General features: G+C 45.3%; 17 protein-coding genes. 8 read left to right on the forward strand and 9 right to left on the reverse strand.

Annotation, left to right across the window (positions count from 1 at the left end):
* The first annotated feature begins 15 nt into the window (after positions 1-15).
* Complete coding sequence (locus LEP1GSC052_RS10495; RefSeq protein ID WP_020985587.1) at positions 16-828, forward strand: tetratricopeptide repeat protein; 813 nt, start codon at positions 16-18, stop codon at positions 826-828.
* 191 nt (positions 829-1,019) lie between these two features.
* On the opposite strand, the gene LEP1GSC052_RS21435 is transcribed toward LEP1GSC052_RS10495, so the two are convergent.
* Entirely contained in the window at positions 1,020-1,181 is a 162-nt protein-coding gene (locus LEP1GSC052_RS21435) for a hypothetical protein (RefSeq protein WP_010575754.1), read from the reverse strand.
* Positions 1,182-1,291: 110 nt separating this feature from the next.
* Here LEP1GSC052_RS21435 and LEP1GSC052_RS10500 point away from each other — a divergent pair, with 110 nt between their 5' ends.
* The 4 genes from LEP1GSC052_RS10500 (at position 1,292) to LEP1GSC052_RS10515 (ending at position 6,918) form a co-directional block, all read left to right on the forward strand.
* On the forward strand, positions 1,292-1,882 hold the full coding sequence (locus tag LEP1GSC052_RS10500) for a hypothetical protein (RefSeq protein WP_010575755.1): 591 nt from the start codon (positions 1,292-1,294) through the stop codon (positions 1,880-1,882).
* Positions 1,879-3,210: an N-acetylmuramoyl-L-alanine amidase gene (locus tag LEP1GSC052_RS10505; protein ID WP_020985921.1), complete on the forward strand. Its 1,332-nt coding sequence runs from the start codon at positions 1,879-1,881 to the stop codon at positions 3,208-3,210. Before LEP1GSC052_RS10500 ends, LEP1GSC052_RS10505 begins: the two co-directional genes overlap by 4 nt.
* A gap of 261 nt (positions 3,211-3,471) precedes the next feature.
* A complete protein-coding gene (gene amt, locus LEP1GSC052_RS10510; protein ID WP_010575757.1) occupies positions 3,472-5,832 on the forward strand; it encodes an ammonium transporter in 2,361 nt (786 codons plus the stop codon).
* A 120-nt stretch (positions 5,833-5,952) separates the two neighbouring features.
* On the forward strand, positions 5,953-6,918 hold the full coding sequence (locus LEP1GSC052_RS10515) for a hypothetical protein (RefSeq protein ID WP_020986757.1): 966 nt from the start codon (positions 5,953-5,955) through the stop codon (positions 6,916-6,918).
* 54 nt (positions 6,919-6,972) lie between these two features.
* Here the strand turns inward: LEP1GSC052_RS10515 and LEP1GSC052_RS10520 are convergent, their stop codons facing one another.
* From LEP1GSC052_RS10520 to lon, 4 genes are all read right to left on the reverse strand, one after another.
* Complete coding sequence (locus LEP1GSC052_RS10520; RefSeq protein WP_010575759.1) at positions 6,973-9,063, reverse strand: methyl-accepting chemotaxis protein; 2,091 nt, start codon at positions 9,061-9,063, stop codon at positions 6,973-6,975.
* Positions 9,064-9,234: 171 nt separating this feature from the next.
* The gene (locus LEP1GSC052_RS10525; RefSeq protein ID WP_020986422.1) at positions 9,235-9,720 is read right to left on the reverse strand and encodes a Dps family protein; all 486 of its coding nucleotides are present in this window, start codon (positions 9,718-9,720) and stop codon (positions 9,235-9,237) included.
* Between the two features lie 104 nt (positions 9,721-9,824).
* The gene (locus tag LEP1GSC052_RS10530) at positions 9,825-10,949 is read right to left on the reverse strand and encodes a DegT/DnrJ/EryC1/StrS aminotransferase family protein (RefSeq protein ID WP_010575761.1); all 1,125 of its coding nucleotides are present in this window, start codon (positions 10,947-10,949) and stop codon (positions 9,825-9,827) included.
* A gap of 50 nt (positions 10,950-10,999) precedes the next feature.
* Positions 11,000-13,504 (reverse strand): endopeptidase La, encoded by a 2,505-nt coding sequence (gene lon / locus LEP1GSC052_RS10535; RefSeq protein WP_020985529.1) that lies wholly within the window; start codon positions 13,502-13,504, stop codon positions 11,000-11,002.
* A 247-nt stretch (positions 13,505-13,751) separates the two neighbouring features.
* On the opposite strand from lon, the gene LEP1GSC052_RS10540 reads away from it, so the two are divergent.
* Positions 13,752-15,203, forward strand: a complete 1,452-nt coding sequence (locus tag LEP1GSC052_RS10540) for a pectin acetylesterase-family hydrolase (protein ID WP_020986253.1) — start codon at positions 13,752-13,754, stop codon at positions 15,201-15,203.
* Positions 15,204-15,277: 74 nt separating this feature from the next.
* Here the strand turns inward: LEP1GSC052_RS10540 and LEP1GSC052_RS10545 are convergent, their stop codons facing one another.
* The 3 genes from LEP1GSC052_RS10545 to LEP1GSC052_RS10555 all read right to left on the reverse strand — a co-directional run bounded on the left by LEP1GSC052_RS10545 (position 15,278) and on the right by LEP1GSC052_RS10555 (position 18,242).
* Positions 15,278-15,871, reverse strand: a complete 594-nt coding sequence (locus LEP1GSC052_RS10545; protein ID WP_010575765.1) for a hypothetical protein — start codon at positions 15,869-15,871, stop codon at positions 15,278-15,280.
* Between the two features lie 79 nt (positions 15,872-15,950).
* Complete coding sequence (locus tag LEP1GSC052_RS10550) at positions 15,951-16,388, reverse strand: putative Ig domain-containing protein (RefSeq protein WP_244265279.1); 438 nt, start codon at positions 16,386-16,388, stop codon at positions 15,951-15,953.
* Between the two features lie 393 nt (positions 16,389-16,781).
* Entirely contained in the window at positions 16,782-18,242 is a 1,461-nt protein-coding gene (locus LEP1GSC052_RS10555) for a hypothetical protein (RefSeq protein WP_010575767.1), read from the reverse strand.
* 410 nt (positions 18,243-18,652) lie between these two features.
* On the opposite strand from LEP1GSC052_RS10555, the gene LEP1GSC052_RS10560 reads away from it, so the two are divergent.
* Both LEP1GSC052_RS10560 and LEP1GSC052_RS10565 read left to right on the forward strand, forming a co-directional pair.
* Positions 18,653-19,147, forward strand: coding sequence for a hypothetical protein (locus tag LEP1GSC052_RS10560; RefSeq protein WP_010575768.1), 495 nt, complete (start codon positions 18,653-18,655; stop codon positions 19,145-19,147).
* Positions 19,148-19,555: 408 nt separating this feature from the next.
* Positions 19,556-20,152, forward strand: a complete 597-nt coding sequence (locus LEP1GSC052_RS10565) for a beta-class carbonic anhydrase (protein ID WP_010575769.1) — start codon at positions 19,556-19,558, stop codon at positions 20,150-20,152.
* Between the two features lie 169 nt (positions 20,153-20,321).
* Here the strand turns inward: LEP1GSC052_RS10565 and LEP1GSC052_RS10570 are convergent, their stop codons facing one another.
* Complete coding sequence (locus LEP1GSC052_RS10570) at positions 20,322-21,353, reverse strand: zinc-binding dehydrogenase (RefSeq protein WP_020986636.1); 1,032 nt, start codon at positions 21,351-21,353, stop codon at positions 20,322-20,324.
* Positions 21,354-21,408 lie beyond the last annotated feature (55 nt).

The raw sequence follows: 21,408 nt of genomic DNA on the forward strand, positions 1-21,408 counted from the left end.
TTGTTGAGAAATCACATGTTACCTATTGTGGCAAATCAAAAAGTCCTCTCAGGATCGTTTTTCTCCTCTTCTCGACGTTTCGTTTTATTTTTCTGCATCATTCTCGCTTTATCGAATTGTTCCGTTTATAGAAGAATCTTCCCCAAAGAAGATCCGTTTTTAAAATCGCTCAACCTTCCCGAATGGGTTTTGGAATCCAACGTAAAGCTCCGAGTTTTGTCCGGTTTGCAAGACCTTCCGAATCCGGAGGATTCTTTACCCGAAGACGAGATCGCAAGTTTTGAGAACAGAGCGAGAAGAATTTTAGCGACTTCTCCGCAAGCCATGAAGGATCTTTTCGAAGCAACGGGTTGTATCGACGGTTCGAGATTGGCCGGAATCAGAGCCAATCGAATCACGGAAAGAGAAGAAGACGTTTGGTATGGAATCTGTCAGAACGGAAAAGAAGACGCGATCATCTTTCGTCTTTTTCAAATGGGCAACACCGATCTTTATAGAAAGTATGAAAAGGAAACTCTTCCGGTTTGGGAAGAAGCGAGAAAACTCGCGGCGAACAATCCGGACAAGGCCGTACGACTTGCCAATCAAGTCATCGAGTTGGAACCCGCGCATCCCGCGGCGCGAAAACTTTTAGGACAACTCTATCTCAAAGGCGGTTACTGCAAAGGATCGATTCGCAATTACAGATTGTATCTGAGAGTTATGCCTCTTGCCGGAGACAAATGGAAGATCCACGATCAACTCACGGAAAAGTGCGGGGAATTTTTAAAACCCGAACCGAAACGTGAGGAAGTGGAACTTCCCGATGCGGATCCGGATGCGCTGTAGAACGCAAACGTCATCCGACGATGAGAATCGTTTTTTACTTTGTTTATATTTGTAAATCAGTTAAGAATTTTCTAAATTAGGATTTTCTAAACAACTCGTTTTGAACGTTTCGTAATCGCCGCGGACGCGGCCGATCCGGAAAAAACGCATTCGAAATCCCCGGTTTTTTAAACCGAATTCGAAAAACGAAATCAGTTCCGCTTTTCTTTTCCGACCCGGATCACGAGAGAAATCTTGCCGTCGGGTCTTTCCACGACTTCAAAGCCCTCTTCTCTCAGAGTCTTTTTGATTTTATACATTCCAAGATTGACGACTTTAGAGCTTGAAACCGGTTTTGGAGTGGGTTCTTCCATCCCTTTTTATATCGGAAACCGGTAAGGCCGATCTTAAATCCCGAACGCGATTTCTTTAACGAAAGAAGGTTCCTTGACAAGCGTAAGCGGGGAATCTGTTATGAAATCGAATGGCATTTCGCGTCTTTTTTTACACCGCAATTTTTATCGTTCTGGGAGGTTTAGCGTTAGCGGCTTACGCGCCCGATCTGTTTCAATGGGAAACCGTGGAATGGATCTACGAAAAAAGGACCTTCTTTCTTTTTTCGGCGATTTTTATCGTATCGGTCGTATTGATCTATCTGATCTATTTAAAGGCCAAACGGGGAATTCTACATTCCAAAAGCAAAACCGAACTTCATCTCCAGGAATCCCTCAATGAAGTGGTGCAAGACAACCAATCCTTATTCTCCTTTTTAAAAACCGCAAAGGACGGACTCGAAAAACAGATCGAATCCTCCAAATCGAAACTTTCCCCCGAATTCTTTTCGGCTTGTTCCGCCGAATTCTTAAAACTCACTCGGGAATTCGATTCCTCCTCGGATCTGTTCCGGGAAATTCCGCTCGCTCCCGAAGAGGACGAGGACAAAAAGAAAAACGGAAAGAACTTTAGAATTTCCGAATATTCAGATTTAATCAACCGTCATAGAAAACTTTCCAGAACCCTCGAAAAACTGCGGGAGGATCTGACCCGTCTCCGAGACAAGGTTTCCAACGTATGAAATATTTTTTTTCCGTTCTTTTCTTAACGTTCGTTTTACTTTTAAATTGTTCGACGCAAACGAAGGAAGTTTCCGCTTCACAACCGAACGGAATTCTCCCCTTTTTAACATTGGGAATCGGAAAGGATTCTCTGGACACGATCGGGAAAAGCAGATGGTCGTTCCGAGTTAAATCGATTCTTTTACATCACACTTCCGGTTTGAAAGCGGAAGAATATTTGGAGAAAAGCAAATCCGGCGGATGGATGGTTCACTTTATCGTTTTGGAAAACGGAAGCGTATACGGAGTGGAAGATCCTTCCAAAATTCTTTATAGGGCCGCGCCGGGAATGGACGAAACGACGATCCACGTTTCTTGGGAAGGCGCAAACGATTCCGTGTTGAAAAACGAGGCGCAACTCAAGGCGCTCACCGAATTGATCCAATCCCTTTCCAAAGAATATTCAATTTCTCTAAACAACTTCGACATCGCTTCCGGTAAAGGAATTTTTACGCATACGCAGAGCAAAAAGAAGTTCGGGCGTTTTCTCGATACGGGAGAATGCGGAAGCGAGAAAGTTCTTTCCACGGTTCTTTCCAAAGTCCAGGGAAAATTCTTTCCCGAATCCGAATGGAAGGATCGATTCGTTCCGGGTTGGGTTCTTCGCAAGGAAAAGTTCACGGATTCTTCCGGTAAAAAAATCGTCCAGACCTATAGCCACGGAAGAGGAACCACCCAGGCTCCGGTCGTAAACTTGGAATCGATCGAAAAGGATGGAAACGGAAAAGCTCCCGAAGAAAAAAGACTTCGTTACAATCATCGCGGAACGATCCGTCCCGATTGTATCGTTCTTCATTATACCGCGATTCCGGATTATCAAAAGACTTTGGAAGTATTAGAAAAACGGAATCTATCAGCGACCTTTCTCGCCGATCAGGACGGAAAAACATATCAGCTTTTGGATTCCATCTTCGATACGGCCGCCGCGGCGACCGGGACAAACGCGAATTGTTTTCAAGTGGAGATCGTCGGCAAGGATACGGACATGCTTCTTGCCAACAAAGAACAGACCAAGGCAGTCGTTCGTCTCGTAAAAGAACTTTCCGAAAAGTATAAAATTCCTTTGAACAACGAACGCGTCGAATCCTTACGCGGGGTTTATTCTCATACACAAGCCAAGAAAAAATGGGGCGGTTCGATTTATCTCGACGGAAAGGATTTCGATCCGGGCGAACCGTATATGAAAGAAGTTTTGGAACAAGCAGGCGGAACTTTTTATCCGGAAGAAAACTGGTATGAAAGACAAAGCAACGATTGGATTCTTCTCTTCACCGCATTTCAACCGTAAACGTTTGCGCTTTGCAACGCTTCTTCGCTCTGATTTATAATTAGCTTTTGATTTTCTCCGAACAAAGAACGTTAAACAGCATCGATTGAATTCCGCCTAACGGATTTTACCGAAACGGAATAAAAATTTTCATTCCTTTCAATTATTCGTTGATGCCCTTTCTTTAAAAATTCTTTCCATAATAATCAACCGCAAATTCGATCGAAGAAGGACCGAAAAAATCCGGTTCTAAAAATTGAATTTCGACTCAGTTAGAACGATATGAAAAAACACATTCAAAACATTTTTGCCGCGACTCCGGTTTTCCTTTTTCTTCTATTCGGATTCGCGGAACCTCTTTCATCCGAATCTCCCGCGCAGGAACTTTCCAAATCCGTGGATCCGATCTGGATCATCGTCTGCGCCGCGTTAGTCTTCTTTATGCAGGCCGGATTTCTTATGTTGGAAACTGGTTTGTCCCGTTTAAAAAATACGATCAACGTCGCCGTTAAAAATCTGATGGATTATATCGTCGGAACGATCGCGTTCTTCTTCGTGGGCTTCGGTCTTATGTTCGGACTTTCCAACGAAGGTTGGATCGGAACGGACTTATTCTTTTTGGAAGGTTTAAAGGACGGCAAAGAATTCGCATTCTTCCTTTTTCAAGTGGCGTTTATGGGAACGGCGGCCACCATCGTGTCCGGAGCCGTCGCTGAACGCATTAAGTTTTCTGCATATTTAATCGTTTCGGTCGCAGTTTCGATTTTTATCTATCCGGTTTTCGGTCACTGGACCTGGGGCGGAGGTTGGATCGCAAAACTCGGTTTCGTGGATTTTGCGGGCTCGACCGTAGTACATTCGTTAGGCGGTTGGATTTCTTTGGCAGGTGTGATTCTTCTCGGTGCGAGAAAGGACAAGTTCAAAGAGGACGGAACTCCGCGGAAAATCCAAGGACACAATCTTACGTTTTCCGTTTTAGGCGTTTTTATTCTTTGGTTCGGTTGGTTCGGGTTCAACGGAGGAAGCGCGCTTTCTTTCACGGATCAGGTTCCGTTGATCATTCTCAACACGAGTTTGGCGGGAAGCGCCGGCGGTTTGTCCGCCATTTTTATTTCGTGGCTCTTTTATAGAATCGCTTCCGTGGAAGAATGTATGAACGGAGTTCTCGGCGGGCTCGTGGCGGTTACCGCGGGTTGTCACGAGATTCAACCCTCCTCCGCCTTGTTGCTCGGAGCGATCGCGGGCGCGTCCGTCGTGATCGCCGCTTGGGTTTTGGAGAAAGTATTCCGATTGGACGACGTCGTGGGAGCGTTTCCGGTTCACGGAGTTTGCGGGATTATAGGAACTCTTCTCCTTCCCGTTCTATCAAAAAATTCTAATATTCAAATATACTCACAGTTGATCGGCGTCGTTACCTGCGCCGTTTGGTCCTTCGGTCTCGGTCTCATTCTTTTCTGGATCTTAAAAGTTTCGATCGGAATACGAGTCAACGAAGAATACGAGGAAAAAGGTTTGAACGTCGCGGAACACGGAGCGGGTTCGAGTTGGATCGATCTGATCCATTCTCTCAAAGATCTTTCCAAGGGCGGAGGAGATCTTACGAGAAAGATCCACGTGGACACCGGAACCGAAGCGGGTGCGATCGCGTTTCTGATGAATCAATATCTCGGTAATCTCGGAAAGATGATCTACACGATCAAAGAAAAATCGGGTGAATTGGAACATTCCGCTTCCGAAATTTCAACGGCTTGGGGACACATGAGCCAAGGGATTCAGGAACAAGCCGCAAGTCTCGAGGAAGTCACTTCCGTTTTCGATTCTTTTCGAGAATCGTTTCGAAGAATTTCCGCTTCCGCTTCGGAACAAAAAGAGATCGAACAAAACGCCAAGAAAATGTTAAACGAACTCGTCTCGGGCTTTCAACGTTTTAATATCGATTTGGAAATCGGTTCTCAAAAATCCGAAGCCTCCGTAAAAACGATCGACTCCAGTAGAAAGGAACTCGGCAATCTCGAATCCGATATCAACGACATCGGCTCCTCGGCGAAGAAGGTGGAAGGTCTCGTAAAATTGTTAAACGACATCTCCACAAAACTGGGAATGCTTTCCATCAACGCTTCGATCGAAGCCGCTCGTTCCGGAACATCGGGGAAAGGTTTCGGAGTCGTCGCGGAAGAAATCAATAAGCTCGCATCGGGAACTCAGGAAAGCACGAAGAAAGCGACCGAAATTTTGGGAGAGATTCAATCCTCCGTTTCCCGAGGTAAAACGACCGTGTTCAACACCGTTGAGTTTTTCAAAAATCTAACCGATGAATTCAGATCCATCGCTCAAACTCAGATTGCGATTCGTCAAAACAGCGCGCGCTATTCCGATCTGATCGATAATCTCAATCGCCTCAACGTTTCCATCACCGATCAAAGCGAGATCATCATGACCGACATCGCACAACGAGTTTCCGAAATCGGAGGTTTGTACGAATCGGTCGAATTTATCAGCGGCGCGTTTCACGAGATATCCGCTCAATCGGAAGAATTGACCGCAACGGGCGATTTTTTAAAACAACTCGCGGGCATTCTCAATTCACTCGTTCGAAACTTCAGAGTGGAAAAGGAAGTGGTGCAGGAACTGATCCCCGGTTAACAAGATTTCTTCCTAGAAAGAAGTGTCTTGTCTTTATCTTTGCAAATGATCGATTCCTAACGGAAAGTTTAAGAAAAAAATCGTGGGTTACGATCGACATATCGAAAAGGGGAAAACCCAATGCCGTTGAGATTTTTTTTGAGATCGTCCTTACGTTTGTTTCTATTCTTAAGCTTGTTACCGTTTTTTTCCTGCATTTGGCTTACTACGGATACGCAACAAGTTCCTCTCAAGAAAAGAATTTTTCAGACGGAAGACGATGTAATCTACAAGCCGATCCTGATCCGAATTTCCGAAGGAGCCCCTCTCATCGTCGGAGATCCATTAGGCTCTTTGGAATGCGTTAGTGAAAACGGTCAACGCAAAATCCCCGCGTTTGATGTTTACGATCGAAACGAAATGTACAACGGAAAACCTACGGACAAACTCAGGACTTTGATCAAAAACGCGATTCCGAACGTTCTTTTCAAATTCGATTACTGTTCTACCGTCGAAACCAAAGAAAACGTTTATCTCGACGACAACAAATGGAAATCCCAACTTGAAAAATATGCGGAAATGCAAAAAGAGAACCCGCATCTATGTCATAAGATTCGGAAGGAACATTCCATAAATATAATACGTTCTAGATTTTCGGAAACTTGTATTCGAATTCCTAAATCTGAAATGACCATAGATATTAGCCGTCAAGAGGCTGATTTGTTGGCGGAAGGGAAAATACGATTTAACATTCATTATACAACTCGAAGTTTAGGTTACGGCCTGGGATGGATGCTGAACGTCCTTTCACTCGGTTTTATGAGCTTGGATGCCACCGTTTACGCCGGTTTTACATTCAAAACCGAATCAGAAGTCGTAAGTGAAAATGAAACGTACGTCATGCGCTATAAGGGAAGGATTAGAAAATCGGTTTGGAATTATTTTTTATGGCCGATTTGGATATTTAGACCGACGGAAAGAATTCGATTTGGAACGCCTTTTTCCGATCCGGACGATACGATCGGATCGGACGACTTTACGCAAGAATCCGCGAGACAAGCATTGATCGTAAAATTTTTGGAAAACCGTTCGATGAATAGGAAATAATTTCGATCAAATCCGCCCCGTAACGTTAGACGCGTTTGTAAAGAAGAATCCGTTTCAAAACTTAAACTGGGAAAGAATCGAATTGAGTTCGTTCGCCTGGCGCTGGATTTTTTCCGCGACTCTCGAAACCTCGTCCGAATTCGAAGCGATGGATTGGGATTCGGTCGTAATCAACTGAATCGTATCCGCAATCTGATCCGTGGAAAGTTTTTGTTCCTTCGTCGCAGTTTCGATCTGTAGCGATTCGGAAGAAACCTTTACGATGGTTTCGGTGATTCCGTCCACACGTTGTGTATTCTCCCTTACGTTGTTCACGAGATCGACGACCTCTTGTTGATAACGATTCGTGTTTTCAATCAGCTCCAAAAGAAATGCGACCACCGTGTTCACGTCGTTCGATCCTTTGGTTACGGCCTCGTGTGTGTTGGAGACGAGACGTTCGATGTTTCTTACGCTCGTAACGGAACGATCCGCCAACTTGGAAATTTCTTCCGCGACGACCGCAAACCCTCTCCCCGCTTCTCCCGCGCGAGCCGCTTCGATGGCCGCGTTCAACGAAAGTAAATTCGTTTGATCCGAAATTCCGGTGATTAGGGTCGTGATCGAGTTGATCTGTTTCGCCATCTCGCGAATCTCGTCGATCGCCTTGGTCGCTTGCAGAATCGTTTCCTTTCCTTCCACCGCGGCCGTCGCCGTCTTACGAACCGAATCGCTGAGGCTTATCAATTTTTCGCCCGCTTGACCCATGGAAGTTTTCAACTCGCCCGATCTTACCTTCAAATCCTGAGCGTCTCTCGCTTCGCCTTCCACGGATTGAAGAACGTTTTGCAACGAAGCCGCGATCTCTTCCAAGGCCGCGGAAGATTCTTCGGTCCCCGCGGCCTGCGACTGCGCCGATTGATTGAGACTTCGTATGGAGTCCGTTAGTTGATTTACGATTTGATTCGAGTTATGCGCCATCTTAGAAAGAGTTTGAAAAAGATCGGAAAGATATTTTAAGAATTCGTTTGCGGTAACCGTAATGTCTCCGATTTCGTTTTTGTAAACGGCGTCGATTTGAATCGTAAGATCCCTTTCTCCCATCGCTTGTTTCAAACCGAGTGTGATCTTATGAACCGGATCGATGATGGAACGAATGACGATAAAACAGAAAAGAGTGGTCGTAAGAAGAAAGAGCGCGAGCCCCGAAGCCGCGAGAGCGATCCTAAAACGATCGGCACGAAGTCTTTCCCGAAGAATCGACTGCGTTGTCGCCAACAGATCCTTTTCAAAATCCTGATACTTCTGCACGAACAAAACCATTCTTTTTAAAAAAGCGTCCGGGCTTTCGGAGGATTGTCCCGAAAAAACCCGTTTGCAAAGATCCAAATTCTCCGAGACCAACCTGTCTATATCGGCGATTCGAACTTCGAAATTGGATTTGACCGTTCCGTTTTGTGCGACCGAACTCCGCAAAAGAGTGGTCACCTGTTTTTGACTTTCCTCCACTCGATGGATCTTATTGGATATGAGAACGGCCTCCTTGGAAAAAAGATTCCCGTCCCCCTGTTCCAAAACCTGATAGCCCGAACCTCGAATGTTCGCGATGTCGCTTAATATATTCGGAATTAGTAATATATTGGCCGATAGAACGTAGAAAGTCTCGGGATCGGAGTCCAGCAACAAATGAGAATCCGCCGCAACGTAATCCTGATAGTCCAGGAGAAGTTTAAAAAAAGGTTCGTGAGTTTTTCTCGATCCTTCCAGACCGAGCGAAGGGTCCGGAGTTTTGGGAAGATTCTCCCATTCCTTCCGCATTGCGGAGACGAACTCGGGAGAACGTTTCATAAATCCCGATTCCTTTTCGAGATTCTCGAGATAAACCAGTTTCGCTTCCAGTTTTTTATCGCTTTCCCTAAGCGTCTCGATAGGGATTTTTCCTTTCATAACGTAAAAGAAATCCCTGCGGCGATCCACGAGTTCGGAATAGAGTTCGTTCGCACCGAAGAAAAAATCGATACCGAGCAATTCTTTTCTCGTAAACTCGCTCTTATCCATAAACTCCTTTAAAAAGAAAAAACTGGCGAACAAAAGGGGAATCAGAGTGGGAAGAATGACGAGAGAAAGTTTTTTAAGAAGGGAAAGGTTATAGATTTTTCTGATCACGATTTTCGGTCCTTGAAGTAAAAGAGTGGAACCGATTTTACGTTCTTTTCAAGAAATTATTGCCAGAACGAAACGAAGATCCAAAAGGAATCCGCCCGAATCGCCGAAAAAAAACGGGCGATTTCCGTTTAAAGAAAACGCCCGTTTTGATAAACGAATTCGGTTTAATTTTCAGGTACTTTTTTCGACGACGAGCATACTACGGAGCATCCACGCTGTTTTTTCGTGGATTTCCAATCTCTGCGTAAGTAAATCCAAAGTCACTTCGTCGCCACCTTCGTCCGCTGCGGGAAGAAGAGCGCGAGCCGTTTTAATCACGGTTTCGTGTCCGCTCACCAAGTGACGGATCATATCTTCCGCAACTGGAACTCCTCCCTCTTCGTGAATCGAGGTGAGTTTGCCCAATTGATGCGAAGAACTGGGCGCGTAAAAACCCAAGGAACGAATTCTTTCCGCGATCAGATCGATGGAAAGCCAGAGCTCGTTATACTGTGTTTGGAACATCAGATGCAAAGTGTTGAACAACGGACCGGTTACGTTCCAGTGATAACTGTGCGTTTTGAAGTAAAGAATGTAAGTATCGGCTAGAAGTTTTTGCAACCCCGTGTTGATGGTCTCTCTATTTTTTTCGGATATTCCTATATCTATGTCAGCCATATTCAGATCCCCCTCGTTTCATTTTAGACCGAGGGAATAAAAGAACAAGAAAAAAGTTATAGAATGAAACGGAGCGGAAGAATTTCCACTCCGCTCGTTTTGAATTATTTTTTGTTGGAATTGTAGGCGCGGATCGCGGAGAAAACTTCCTCCAGCTCCTCGTCTTTCATATAAGGAAACAAAGGATAGTTGAGAACGGAAGCGCAGATTCTCCCCGTCGTATGTTTATCCCCGAACTTTCCTTTGATATAAGGTTTTGCTCCGGGTTGATCGCTCATCGCGCCGGGATAAATATTACCGAAACCGATTCCTTTTTCTTTGAGAACATCCTGAATCAAAGGACGTTCTTCCGGAGTGGAAAGGGTCACGTTGCAATAACCGTTCTCCTCGTAGTCCTTAGGCGGTTGAATTACCTGAACGCCTAAGCTTGGGAGTATATCATAATATTTTTGTGCGGCTTTTTTACGAGAAGCGATTCTCGCGTCGAGGTGTTTCAGATTGATGTTGAGAAACGCGGCCTGTAAAGTATCGAGCCTCGAGTTCCAACCCACGTCGCCGTACGCATAATGGGAAATTCTTCCGTGATTGGAAAGCATTCTTACTTTGTTCGCGAGTTCTTCGTCGTTCGTAAAAACCGCGCCGCCGTCTCCGGCTCCGCCCAAAACTTTCGCGGGATAAAAAGAAGTCGTCGTGATCAACGCGTCTTTGTAAATCGAAGCGCCTTTGTATTTCACTCCGTAACACTGAGCTCCGTCTTCCAACAAAGGAATTCCTTTCGACTTGCAGAGTTTGCGGAAGTCCTCCAAACGGGAAGAACCCCAACCGTAAAGATGAACGATCATCGCGGCCTTCGGCTTCACTTTGTCCACGGCCTTTTCGAATTCGGCGAAATCCATTTGAAGATCGTCCGGGTCGGTATCGATCGTATAAGGGTCGGCGCCTACGTTTACTACCGCTTCGAAAGTCGCCCAGAATGTTGAATCGGGAAGAAGAACCGCGTCGCCTTTTCCAACGCCTAACGCGCGCAATGCGAGCTGAAGAGCGTCCGTTCCGTTCGCGCAAGCGACCGCATACTTTACCGCGGCTTGAGCCGCCAGATTTTTTTCCAATAGGGAAACTTCTTCCCCTCCGATAAAACTCGCGTTTTTGCTGAGAATCTTAACCTTCTCTTCCCATTCTTCCAGTAGTCCCGGTTCAAACCTTTTGATATCGATAAATGGAACGCCCATTTGGCTCTCCTATATTTTTTTAAATTTATATTTAAGAATATTCTAAAATACTACTTCTTACTTTTTTTCGCGGCCTTCTTCTTGGAAGGAGCCGTTTTCTTTTTGGAAACGATCTTCTTTTTCGAAGCGGCTTTTTTTACGGGAACTTCAAGCGCCTTCAACTTTTCGCGAAAGGAAGGATTGGCCTTCAGAAGAATCTTCTCGTCGAACATCAAAGCCGCGACTTCCTCGTAACGACTTACCGGAAAAAAGGACATTCCCTTTTTGACGTAATCCGGAATCTCTTCCAGATGTTGCAGATTGTCCTTCGGATAGATGATCTTATGGATTCCGACGCGTTTGGCCGCGACGATCTTTTCCCGCAAACCGCCGATCGCAAGAACCTCTCCGGTCAACGTGATTTCTCCTGTCATTCCGTAACCCGCTTTGATCTTCGTGTTCAACGCAAGGGAAAGAATGGCGGTCGCCATCGTAATTCCCGCGGAAGGACCGTCCTTGGGAGTCGCTCCGTCCGGAACGTGCAAATGCACCATTCTCTCCGAAAACAATCCGTCATTACTTAAGAAATTCTTAATATAACTCAAAGCGATACTGGAGGATTCTTCCATCGTCTTTCCGATCATCCCGGTAAGAAGAATTCCGCCCTTTCCTTTTACGAAAAGAGCTTCGATGAGAAGGGTCGCTCCGCCCACCGACGTCCATGCAAGACCGAGAGCGGTTCCCGGAACGGAAGCGCGAACCATTCTTTCGTCCGTAAACTTCGGAACTCCCAAAAACGTTTCGAGATCCTTTTCCTGAACGACCTTCGGAAACGGTTCCTTTTTTACGATCTTCATCGCGATCTTTCGCACGAGTTTATCGGTGACTTTTTCAAGACCACGAACTCCCGATTCTCTCGAATAAGAATCGATGAGCGCGACCACCGCCTTTTTGTCGAAATCGATTCCGTACGGAGCGACTCCGTTTTTGTTAAGAACTTTTTTCCAAAGATATTTCTGAAAGATCTGAACCTTTTCGTCCGTGATATAACCGGAAAGATTGATGATTTCCATTCTATCCAAAAGAATTCTCGAGATGGAATCGAGCGTGTTCGCGGTCGCGATAAAAAACACATTCGAAATATCGAATGGAAGATCCAGATAATGATCCCTGAAATTCTTATTCTGCTCCGGATCCAACACTTCGAGCAAGGCCGAAGCAGGATCGCCTTGTATGCCGACCGCAAGTTTGTCGATCTCGTCGAGAAGAATGACACAATCCCTTTCTTTTGTTATGCGAAGTGCGGAGATGATTTTCCCCGGCATGGATCCGATATACGTTCTTCTATGTCCTTTGATCTCGGCCTCGTCCCTCATTCCTCCCACGGAGAATCTGAAAAATTTTCTTCCCATCGCTTCCGCGATGGACTTTGCGATCGAGGTTTTTCCGACTCCGGGAGGTCCGACTAAAAGAAGAATCGTTCCCTTCTCGTCGCTTTTCAGTTTTTTTACGGCGAGGAATTCTAAAATTCTATCCTTTACGTCTTCGAGTTTGTAGTGATCTCGGTCCAAGGTTCGTTTGGCCTTGTCGAGATCGATCTCGCGGTTGACCGCGGGTTCCCATGGAAGCGACTCGAGAATGTCCAAGTAATTTCGGATAACGTTGTAATCTCCGGTGTTCGGATCCGCGTATGAGAATTTATCCAATTCTCTCGTCACTTCTTCGATGACTTCGGGATCGGCTCCGATCGACTTTAGACGCTCCAAAAATTTCTCGTATTTCTTTTCGAACTTATCGTCCTTGATTCCGAGTTCGTTTTGAATCGCCTTGAGTTGTTCCCTTAGGAAGAATTGTCTTTGTTGTTTGTCGATCTTGTCCTGGATCTGATCGGAGATTTCCCTTTGTATGGATACGAGTTCGATTTCTTTTTTCAAAAAGAGAAGAACCTTTTCGATTCTTTCCTTGAGCACGTTGGATTCGATTACGGATTGATATTCTTCCTTTTCCAGGTTGAGAATGGAACACACGAAATCCGCCATCTTTCCAGGCTCGTTTACGTTGAGCATCGTGAGTTTCATCTCTTCGGTAAACAACGGATTGTTTTGCGCGAGTTCGCGCGTCATGACGAGAAGGGTTCTCATCATCGCTTTGATCGTATTCTTTGGCGCGCCCGGTTCCTCTTCCGGATAAGAAACCTTTGCGATCAACGGATCGATGGTCGCATACGATCCGATTTTAAAACGACGTACGGTGTTGATGAGAATGTTGACCGCGCCGTCGGGTAGATTCACTTTTTTTAATATCTTTGCGACTACGCCGTATTGATAGACGTTCTCGGAGGTTTCCTTTTCGTTCTCCTCGTCCTTTAAAAGTACGAGTCCCAGAAAAGAATTTCCTTTGATGGATTCTTCCACCGCCTTTGCGAATTTTCCGCTCGGCACGATCAAGGGTGTGATGATTCCCGGAAACACGGGTCGGGACTTGATCGGAATTAGAAACAATTCCTGTGGTAAGATCGAGTCCAATGGAATGATTGGATTCTCTTCAATTCCCGACAAATCCTCTAAAGGTTCCAAAAGGCCTCCTCAATTTTCGCAAAAAATACCGGTGAAGACCGGATTTTGTCCAGGTTCCTACATAGGAAGGGATTCTCAAATCAAATCCGAGCCGTTTTCCATCTAAAAAAGCCGGGCCGGATCGGGAGTTCCCGCAGTTCGTTCCGCTTGATTTTCGATTTCTGCGGTATCGGTTGACTTTCCTTACGCGGAATCCTATAATTGGCGAGTTCAAAAGAGAAACGAACGAGTGAGGAGTTCAAAAATAATGAAACGATGGGCAATATACTTCATGGCTGTTTGTCTGATTCTGTCGTCTGCGGATTGTAAAAAACACGAAGACGATACCGACAAAACGATTCTCGGATTGGTTGTGGCGGACTTTTTATACAATCCCTACGAAAAGATCACCCCTTCCGCGGGTACGATCACGGTCGCGGGCGCGAGTTATACGAACCGGGCTTATTCTCCGGCATGTACGGGAGCGGACGGTAATACTACATTCTCCATTTACAGAAAGAAGGTGAGCGCATCGAATAAAAAACTTCTCATCAACTTTATGGGCGGCGGCGCTTGTTGGAGCAGCTACAACTGTTTCGGATCGAGCACTACCACGTATTTCAATCAGCTCAATTCCGTTCCCGATCTTTTCGTCAAGGTCGCTTTTCAAGGTGTGATGAACGAGAAGAACGCTTCCAATCCTTTCAAGGATTACGACGTGGTTTTTATTCCGTATTGTACGGGCGATCTTCATGTCGGTTCCAAGGATACGACTTACACGAATCCGAACACGGGAACCGCGACGGTCGTAAAACACAGAGGTTACGATAACGTTCTTGCGACTTTGAAGTTTATACAATCCGAATATACCGGAGTGGAAACCGTGTTCGTGACCGGACAAAGCGCGGGCGGTTACGGGGCGCTTTTGAATTATCCGATCGTCAGAGAAACGGTGAAAGGTTTGAACGCTTCCGTAAAAATCAACATGCTTTCCGATGCATCTAACGGTGTCGTGCCGAACGGTTTCTTTAACCTTTTGAGCACTCAGTGGGGAGCCGATCCGAACCTTCCGACTTGGGTGACCGGGATCGCGGGCAACTATCTCACAACCGGTACTCCTTCGATTCAGGATTTCTTTACGAAGGTTTCCACGTATTACACGGCTTCCGGCGATAAGACCGGACAATACACCGCGACCTTCGACGGAAATCAAAGATTCTTTTACAAGGTGATGACCATCATCAACGCGGCTCCGACTTATACGGATTCGAAAACCACGGACCCTTATGATTCTTCCAAAACCTATTCTTCCTTATTCGGAGATACGGACGGAAGTTCGGTTCCCGACGGAACCCCCGCTTCCACGGACGGTTCGACTTGCGGTTGGACGCAACAAGCGGTGACTTCGATGAACGGAATCTCGGGTGGAGCTACGAACTATTCGTATTACATCGCTCCGGGAGACGTTCATACGATCACCACTTCGGAGGATATGTACGGCGTGAACTCGGGCGGAACCAACTTCGTCACTTGGCTTACGACTCTTTCCACGGGTGTGAAACCGGGGAACGTTAAGTGTACGAACAACGGAGGAAACTGCGCGACTTCGAATCTGATCAAGAGCAAGATCAATCTCGCTTTAAGCGCCGCGACCTCGGATCAATCGTATCCGAGTTCTAAGAATTTAGCGACCACTTGTGGGACCATTACAGGTCTCTAATATAAAAAAATCCGCACGGCCTTTCGATCGTGCGGATTTTCCTTATCGTTTTTCTTTTCTAAATTCAAAAAAAATCAATTCGGGGTTACAGTCAAACGAGCCGCTGTTGTGGAAATGGACGCTCTCAAACCTTGGCATGTGTAAGGAGAAGAGGAAGCGATTCCGCTCACAGTAAGCGTATATTGGCTATTGGCCGCGGCGTTGATATCCAAAGAAGTTCCCGTTGTAGAGCTTGTCAGAATCAAAGTGTTACCCGGATCTTTCACGGTCAGCGTAAAATCGGAATAATTCGAAGTACACTTGCTCGAGCTATGCGTTTGAGTTCCGTTGATTGCAGTGAGTTTATAACTGCCGGCTTGCGTAAAAGTCAACGTCGGTGTTCCGTTTTGATCCGCACAGATCGTCATACTCTGACCCGCGGGAACGGTGAAGCCCGTCGGACTAACGCTGAAACGATTCGCTCCGTTGCAGGGATTTAAGAGAACGGTCGCGAAGATGAGATTCTGAAAAAGTTTATCGGACTTTTCCTCGTCGGTTTCTTTCGGTTTACAAGAAACTGCGATTGTTACAATCAAAAGACCTAAAATTAAACCTCTAGAAATCTTATGAAACCCGAGCAAACCTCCTTTGAACGTATTTGAGCAACTAACTTTATTGAATTCCTTCATTTCTATTTTCCTTTAAAGGGTGTTTAACGTTTATATCTTTTCAAAGAGTAGCACGGTCAATGCCCTCGTAAAAAAAGAATCAATACCCGCATTCGGAAGCGGCAAGACATCCGGACATTGTACTATAACAGAAGGAGGAATTCGTACAGGAATAAGGCTTCGTTGTGCACCCTCCGGCAAAACCAACGGCACTACAAGTGAGAGCGCCAGCCGCAAAAACCTTAATCGATTTCACCCCTGCAACGGTTACCGGCGATCCGCCATTTGCGGTTACGGAAGCCGTAAAGGAAATCGTAGTCGGACCTCCCTGAGCGGTCGGCGTCCCGGTCACATTCCCGGTGGAAGAATTAAAACTAAGACCGGCAGGCAAAACAGAAGTAAGGGTAAAATTTTCGAACTTGCAGTTCTTATTCGCTAAAAGCTGATTTTCATTCGCGGACGGAGAAGTAAAATGAATTCCTATCGCGGGAATCGCGCTTCCAACCTGAGCATTGAGCGTGGTATTACTTGAGATCATCGTAATATTCGATGGACAAAGAGTGGACAATTGTTGCAAAAGAAGAAGTGATACGTTGTCGTCTTGTTTTTTCTTTTCATCATCGCAAGAAACGAAAACCAAAGAAAAAAGCAACAGCGCAAAAATAGATTTTTTCAAGAAACAGATCCTTATTTGAAGTATTAGTAATTCATTCTATTTACTCCGCTTCAAAAAACAGCCATCTACCTCGCATAAAATATGAGAATTTAATATTTTAATTCTAAATTTGGGGAAGAACGAAAAAATTTTGATAAGCGAATTCGCTAAAAATGATCATCGAAAACCTCGCGTCGAACCCAGCCTAACGTAGAAACTTCGCCCGAGAGATCCCTCAAGTAAGGCCGGGCCAATCCTTTCCGGCCCTAAAACGTATTAAATATCCTTAATGATCAAATCCATCATACGGATAAAAACCTTACGGATATCGTCGCGGGCCTCTTCGGAAGGAAGAACCTTATGATTCCAGATTTTCAATCCGAAACGAATGAAAAAATTATCCAGAAACTCCGATTCCACGTGCGTTTTCAGCAAGGTTTTGCCCGAATCTCGACTCCAGCTAAGCGCGACCTTGGTTCCCTTATCGCCGTTCGCGTGAACGAGCGTTTCCGTGAATTCATGAATGATCGATTCGAGATTTCCCGGAATCACAAGATTGATCGCCCAAGTCGGAATCACATACGAAAAACCGCCGGAAACGTCGAACTTCTCTATCTTCTGAATTTTAAAAGAAAGCGAACCGTTATCGGGATGATTTACAAAAACGCCCGAAAGAAGAATTTCCGGATTCTCTAATAAAAGACCGTAGAGATTCGCTTCGAGAGAAACACGCACTTGGAACGGAAAATGATTCAAAGAAGGAATCGAAATCGCGTCTTCCGGAAAATGATTTTTGGAATCGTAAGGAAGAATTTTCCCGTGCGAAGTCAAAAACTTAAACGTGATATCCGGGGTTTTGGAATTTAAACGAATTTCCGCGAGAGTTTTTCCCTTTTGATTTTCGATCTTGATATTCACCCAACCCAAATACTTGATCGTATCGAGATAATCGCCTAACTCCTCGTAGTCGTCCGAAAGATTTCTGGAAATCGATCCTTTAAAGTTGAATCGTGTGACTGCGGATTCTCCCTTGCCTTCTTTTTCCTCCGAAAGAACCAAAAGAGAATCCAATCCGAAATAATAATTTAAGAATTTACCGAGATCGGGAAACGACTTGGAAAGATCGTTCAAAACTTTTCGCGCTTCCGGATTGTTGATCTTTTTGAAAATCAGAGTATTCGGCGCGTCGATTTGTTTCACGTTATGCGGATCCAAAAATTTCAAGGAAGATTCCATCGCAATCACCGCGTGCTTATGCGTAAAAGGTCCGAGATGTGTGACCAAATCCAGATTCCCGGAATAAGAAGTTCCGCTGTAAAGAGGTTTCGGATTGTGTTTGAGATCGAACTCCGCGCTGAAATCTCCGAAAGAAGGAACGGCGATCGTCTTCATTCTTTTTTCTTCGAGACTGATTTTATATCCTTCGGAGGAGAATTTTCCCTTATAAGAAACCCAATGAGTTCCGTCCTCTTCCTTTTGTAAGAACTCGGAATGATAGAGTTTCTTGAGTTCGAACTTTTCGAGAGATGCCTCGATGTATTTATGAAATTCTAATGCTCTTCCGTCGTATTGAACCTTCTTGGCGACCCCTCTCAAAAAACCGAGGAATTGTTTTGAGATTTCCCTTCCGTCCGGTCCGAGCGAAGGCGGGATGTCCTTGAGTGATAACGCTCCTAATACCGGAAAAACAAGAACAATGGAGAATACGATCGCACCCCGAAAAATCAATTTTTGCATCTGAGCTTTCAAACCAACCCACCTTTATATAACAATTGATATATATTACTGAAGTATTCCCCCAAACCTAATTCCTGATTTTTAAATTGCAAGATTTTTTATAACGATCGCTACAAGAAATTGATTGCGCGGATTCGCATGAAAAATCGGAAAAAGGAGGAGTTCCTACATTTTTGGAGAACCGCTCAAATTCCGAGAATTCAGTGTTTGTGGTAGTTCCTACATTCTTCTCAGGAAATTCGTCGTTTCGAACTGGATCGCAGGAGTTCCCACACTTGCAACGAGAACCGAAAATCCTCGATCTCGTCTCTGTCGCAGTTCGTGGTAGTTCCTACATTTCCTGAAAAAAAGAATCGCAACCTATCAACTGCCAAGAATCCCCAAGTTCGATTCTTTATAATCTCCCCATCATGAATTCCAACGACAAATTCAAAACGATCTTAGAACCATATTTCGGAAAACTGTGCAGAATTAAAAACGCATTCACCTACGAAAGCGGTCTGTATTTTTACGCCTTCGACGGAGAGAAAGAAAAGAAAATCAGCGACGCCTTAGTGGACGACGTAATCGGAAACCGGAAATACTGGAATTCTATTTTAGAAGAATTGAATATAGAATCGGCCAACGCGGTCATTTTCGGAATCACCGTTTCGGACGAAGAATGGTATGATTACGAGGATACGCAAGAAGAACCGGAATTGGTAACCAAGGCCTTAAAAAAGGGTCTGTCGGGACTCATCAAAATCGCAAGCACACCCGGACCGTTATTCTACGATCGAGCGAACGGGAACTGCTATTTTTTCCCCGACGGAAGTCCTTCTTCCCTTTCGGAAGACGGAACTACGAAAAGAACTTTGGAAAAGTTAAAGATCAAAGCATTGAACGACCAACCTTGGTTTACTTAAGATTTCATTCGTTCTTATCAAACTTCTCGAAAAAGTTTGAGGGAGAATTCATTCTCTGCTGACCTGAAATCAACGCCCGTGGTAGTTCCTACATTTTAGAGAATCGATAAAAGCTTTGTGATTCAACCGTTCGTAATAGTTCCTACATTTTCCGAAGAAAACCGTCGAGGTTCGGACAAGACAAAATCGAAGGAGATCCTACATTCTCCCCAAAAAATAAAAATCCACTGGGTTCAAACATGATCGCAAGAGTTCCCACATACGCCCAATCCATGATTCAAAATTCCAAGATAAGAATCTAAATCCATCCTAATATCTCAAAATTTTTTCCTTTTTATTTGACTATAGTCCATTATAGCATATTAAATTTTACTATAACGAATAAGCTCAATCACAGGAGGCTCCAGCATGTCTGAATTGGTTCGAGAAGTAGAAACTGCAAACGAGCAGTATGCAAACGATTTTGGTGACAAGGGAAAGTTAGCTCTTCCGCCGGGAAGAAGGTTCGCCATTCTAACTTGTATGGACGCAAGATTGGATCCCGCAAAATACGCGGGCCTTTCGGAAGGAGACGCGCACGTGATCCGAAACGCGGGCGGTCGGGCCTCCGACGATGCGATTCGTTCATTAGTAATTTCTTATAAACTGCTCGGCACAAAAGAATGGTTCGTAATCCACCACACCGATTGCGGAATGGCGCTCTTTACGGACGTGATCATTCGTCGTCTTTTAGCAAACAGTTTGGAGACCGCGACCGTTGGCGAAGCGGGTTGGAAAGATATCGGAAAAGGTCCCGGTTCCAGAGAAGCGGAGTTCGTGGATTGGCTTACGTTTGAGAATGAATTTTCGAGCGTGGTCGACGACGTGAAACGAATCCGAAATCATCCACTTGTTCCGAAGAACATTCCGATCTACGGTTATGTTTACGACGTAAAAACGGGTAAACTTCTTCCGGTGCCGGAAGCGACCGAAGTTGGTAAGGCGCTCGTGGAAGAGTTCGCTTAACAAAATCGGATGCGATGCGTAGTTTGCAAGACGATGGATTCTCATCTCATGTTTTGTAAGCTACGCAAGCCGGGACGAGACAAATTCTCGCGCGAGCAAGAGCAGTCCTAACGCAGAACCGTATGGCTTCCTTTTTTCTTTCCATTCTTCCTCGGAAAGAAAATCAAAATCAAGGTTCGATGATAAATCGAATCGGATTTCCCTTTCTTTCGTCGAGAGCTTCGAGACATTCATTCAATTCTTCTAATGGATGATGAGAAGTGATGGAATGAGTAAGATTGATTTTTCCTTTCAGATAAAGATCGATCAATTCCGGAATCGCCCTTCGATCGGAACCGTACGAACCGGAAACGGAAATCATCTTTTCGATCAGAATAAAAGGAATCTGAAACTTCAACGGTTGCCTTCCGATTCCGACAAGAACGATTCTCCCTCCCGGATTCATCGCACGAAGAGATTCTTCCACGTTGGACATATAACCCGAAAAGTCCGCGAGAAGATCCACGCCGTTGGAAACTTCTTTCAAAGCCTTTCCCGGATTTCGAACCTCTTTCAAATTGATAACCTCGTCGGCTCCGTATTTCGCCGCATTCTCGAGCGGCCCCTTATCCACGTCGAGCGCGATCACTCGACCGCTCGTCAAAGCCCTTGCCACGGCGACCGCGTGAATTCCAAGTCCGCCGCAACCGAAAATCGCGACGGTATCTCCGTCCTTGATGTTTCCTCGATAACGAATCGCGTGATACGGAGTGGAAACCGCGTCGGCCAGAATCGCACCTTGGTCAAACGGAATCGCATCCGGCAGAGAATACAAATAACGTTCTTCGACGACGTTGTATTCCGCAAAACTTCCGTCCCGATCGAATCCGAAAACGCCCAGGTCCTTACAAAGATTCTCGTGACCCGCCTTACAGTAATTACAGACTCCGCAGGAAGTTCCCGCGGCGATCACGACACGATCCCCTTTTTTAAAACGACTTACTTTTTCACCGATCTCTTCCACAACTCCGGAAGATTCGTGACCGGGAACTCTCGGAAAATGTTTACACTTAAGCGTACCGTGAACGACAAGATGAACGTCCGAGCCGCAGATTCCGCAGGCTTTGATTTTTACTTTTACTTGTTCGGGTCCGAGAGACGGAACGGGAACTTCTCTGATGTCTAAAATTTTTTTACCGGATTCTAAAACAGCGGCTTTCATTTTCGATTCTCCCTAACGAGACGCAACGTAGATTAAGATCGATCTCGTCTCAGTC

Source organism: Leptospira kmetyi serovar Malaysia str. Bejo-Iso9, assembly GCF_000243735.2.
Taxonomy (GTDB): Bacteria; Spirochaetota; Leptospiria; order Leptospirales; family Leptospiraceae; genus Leptospira; species Leptospira kmetyi.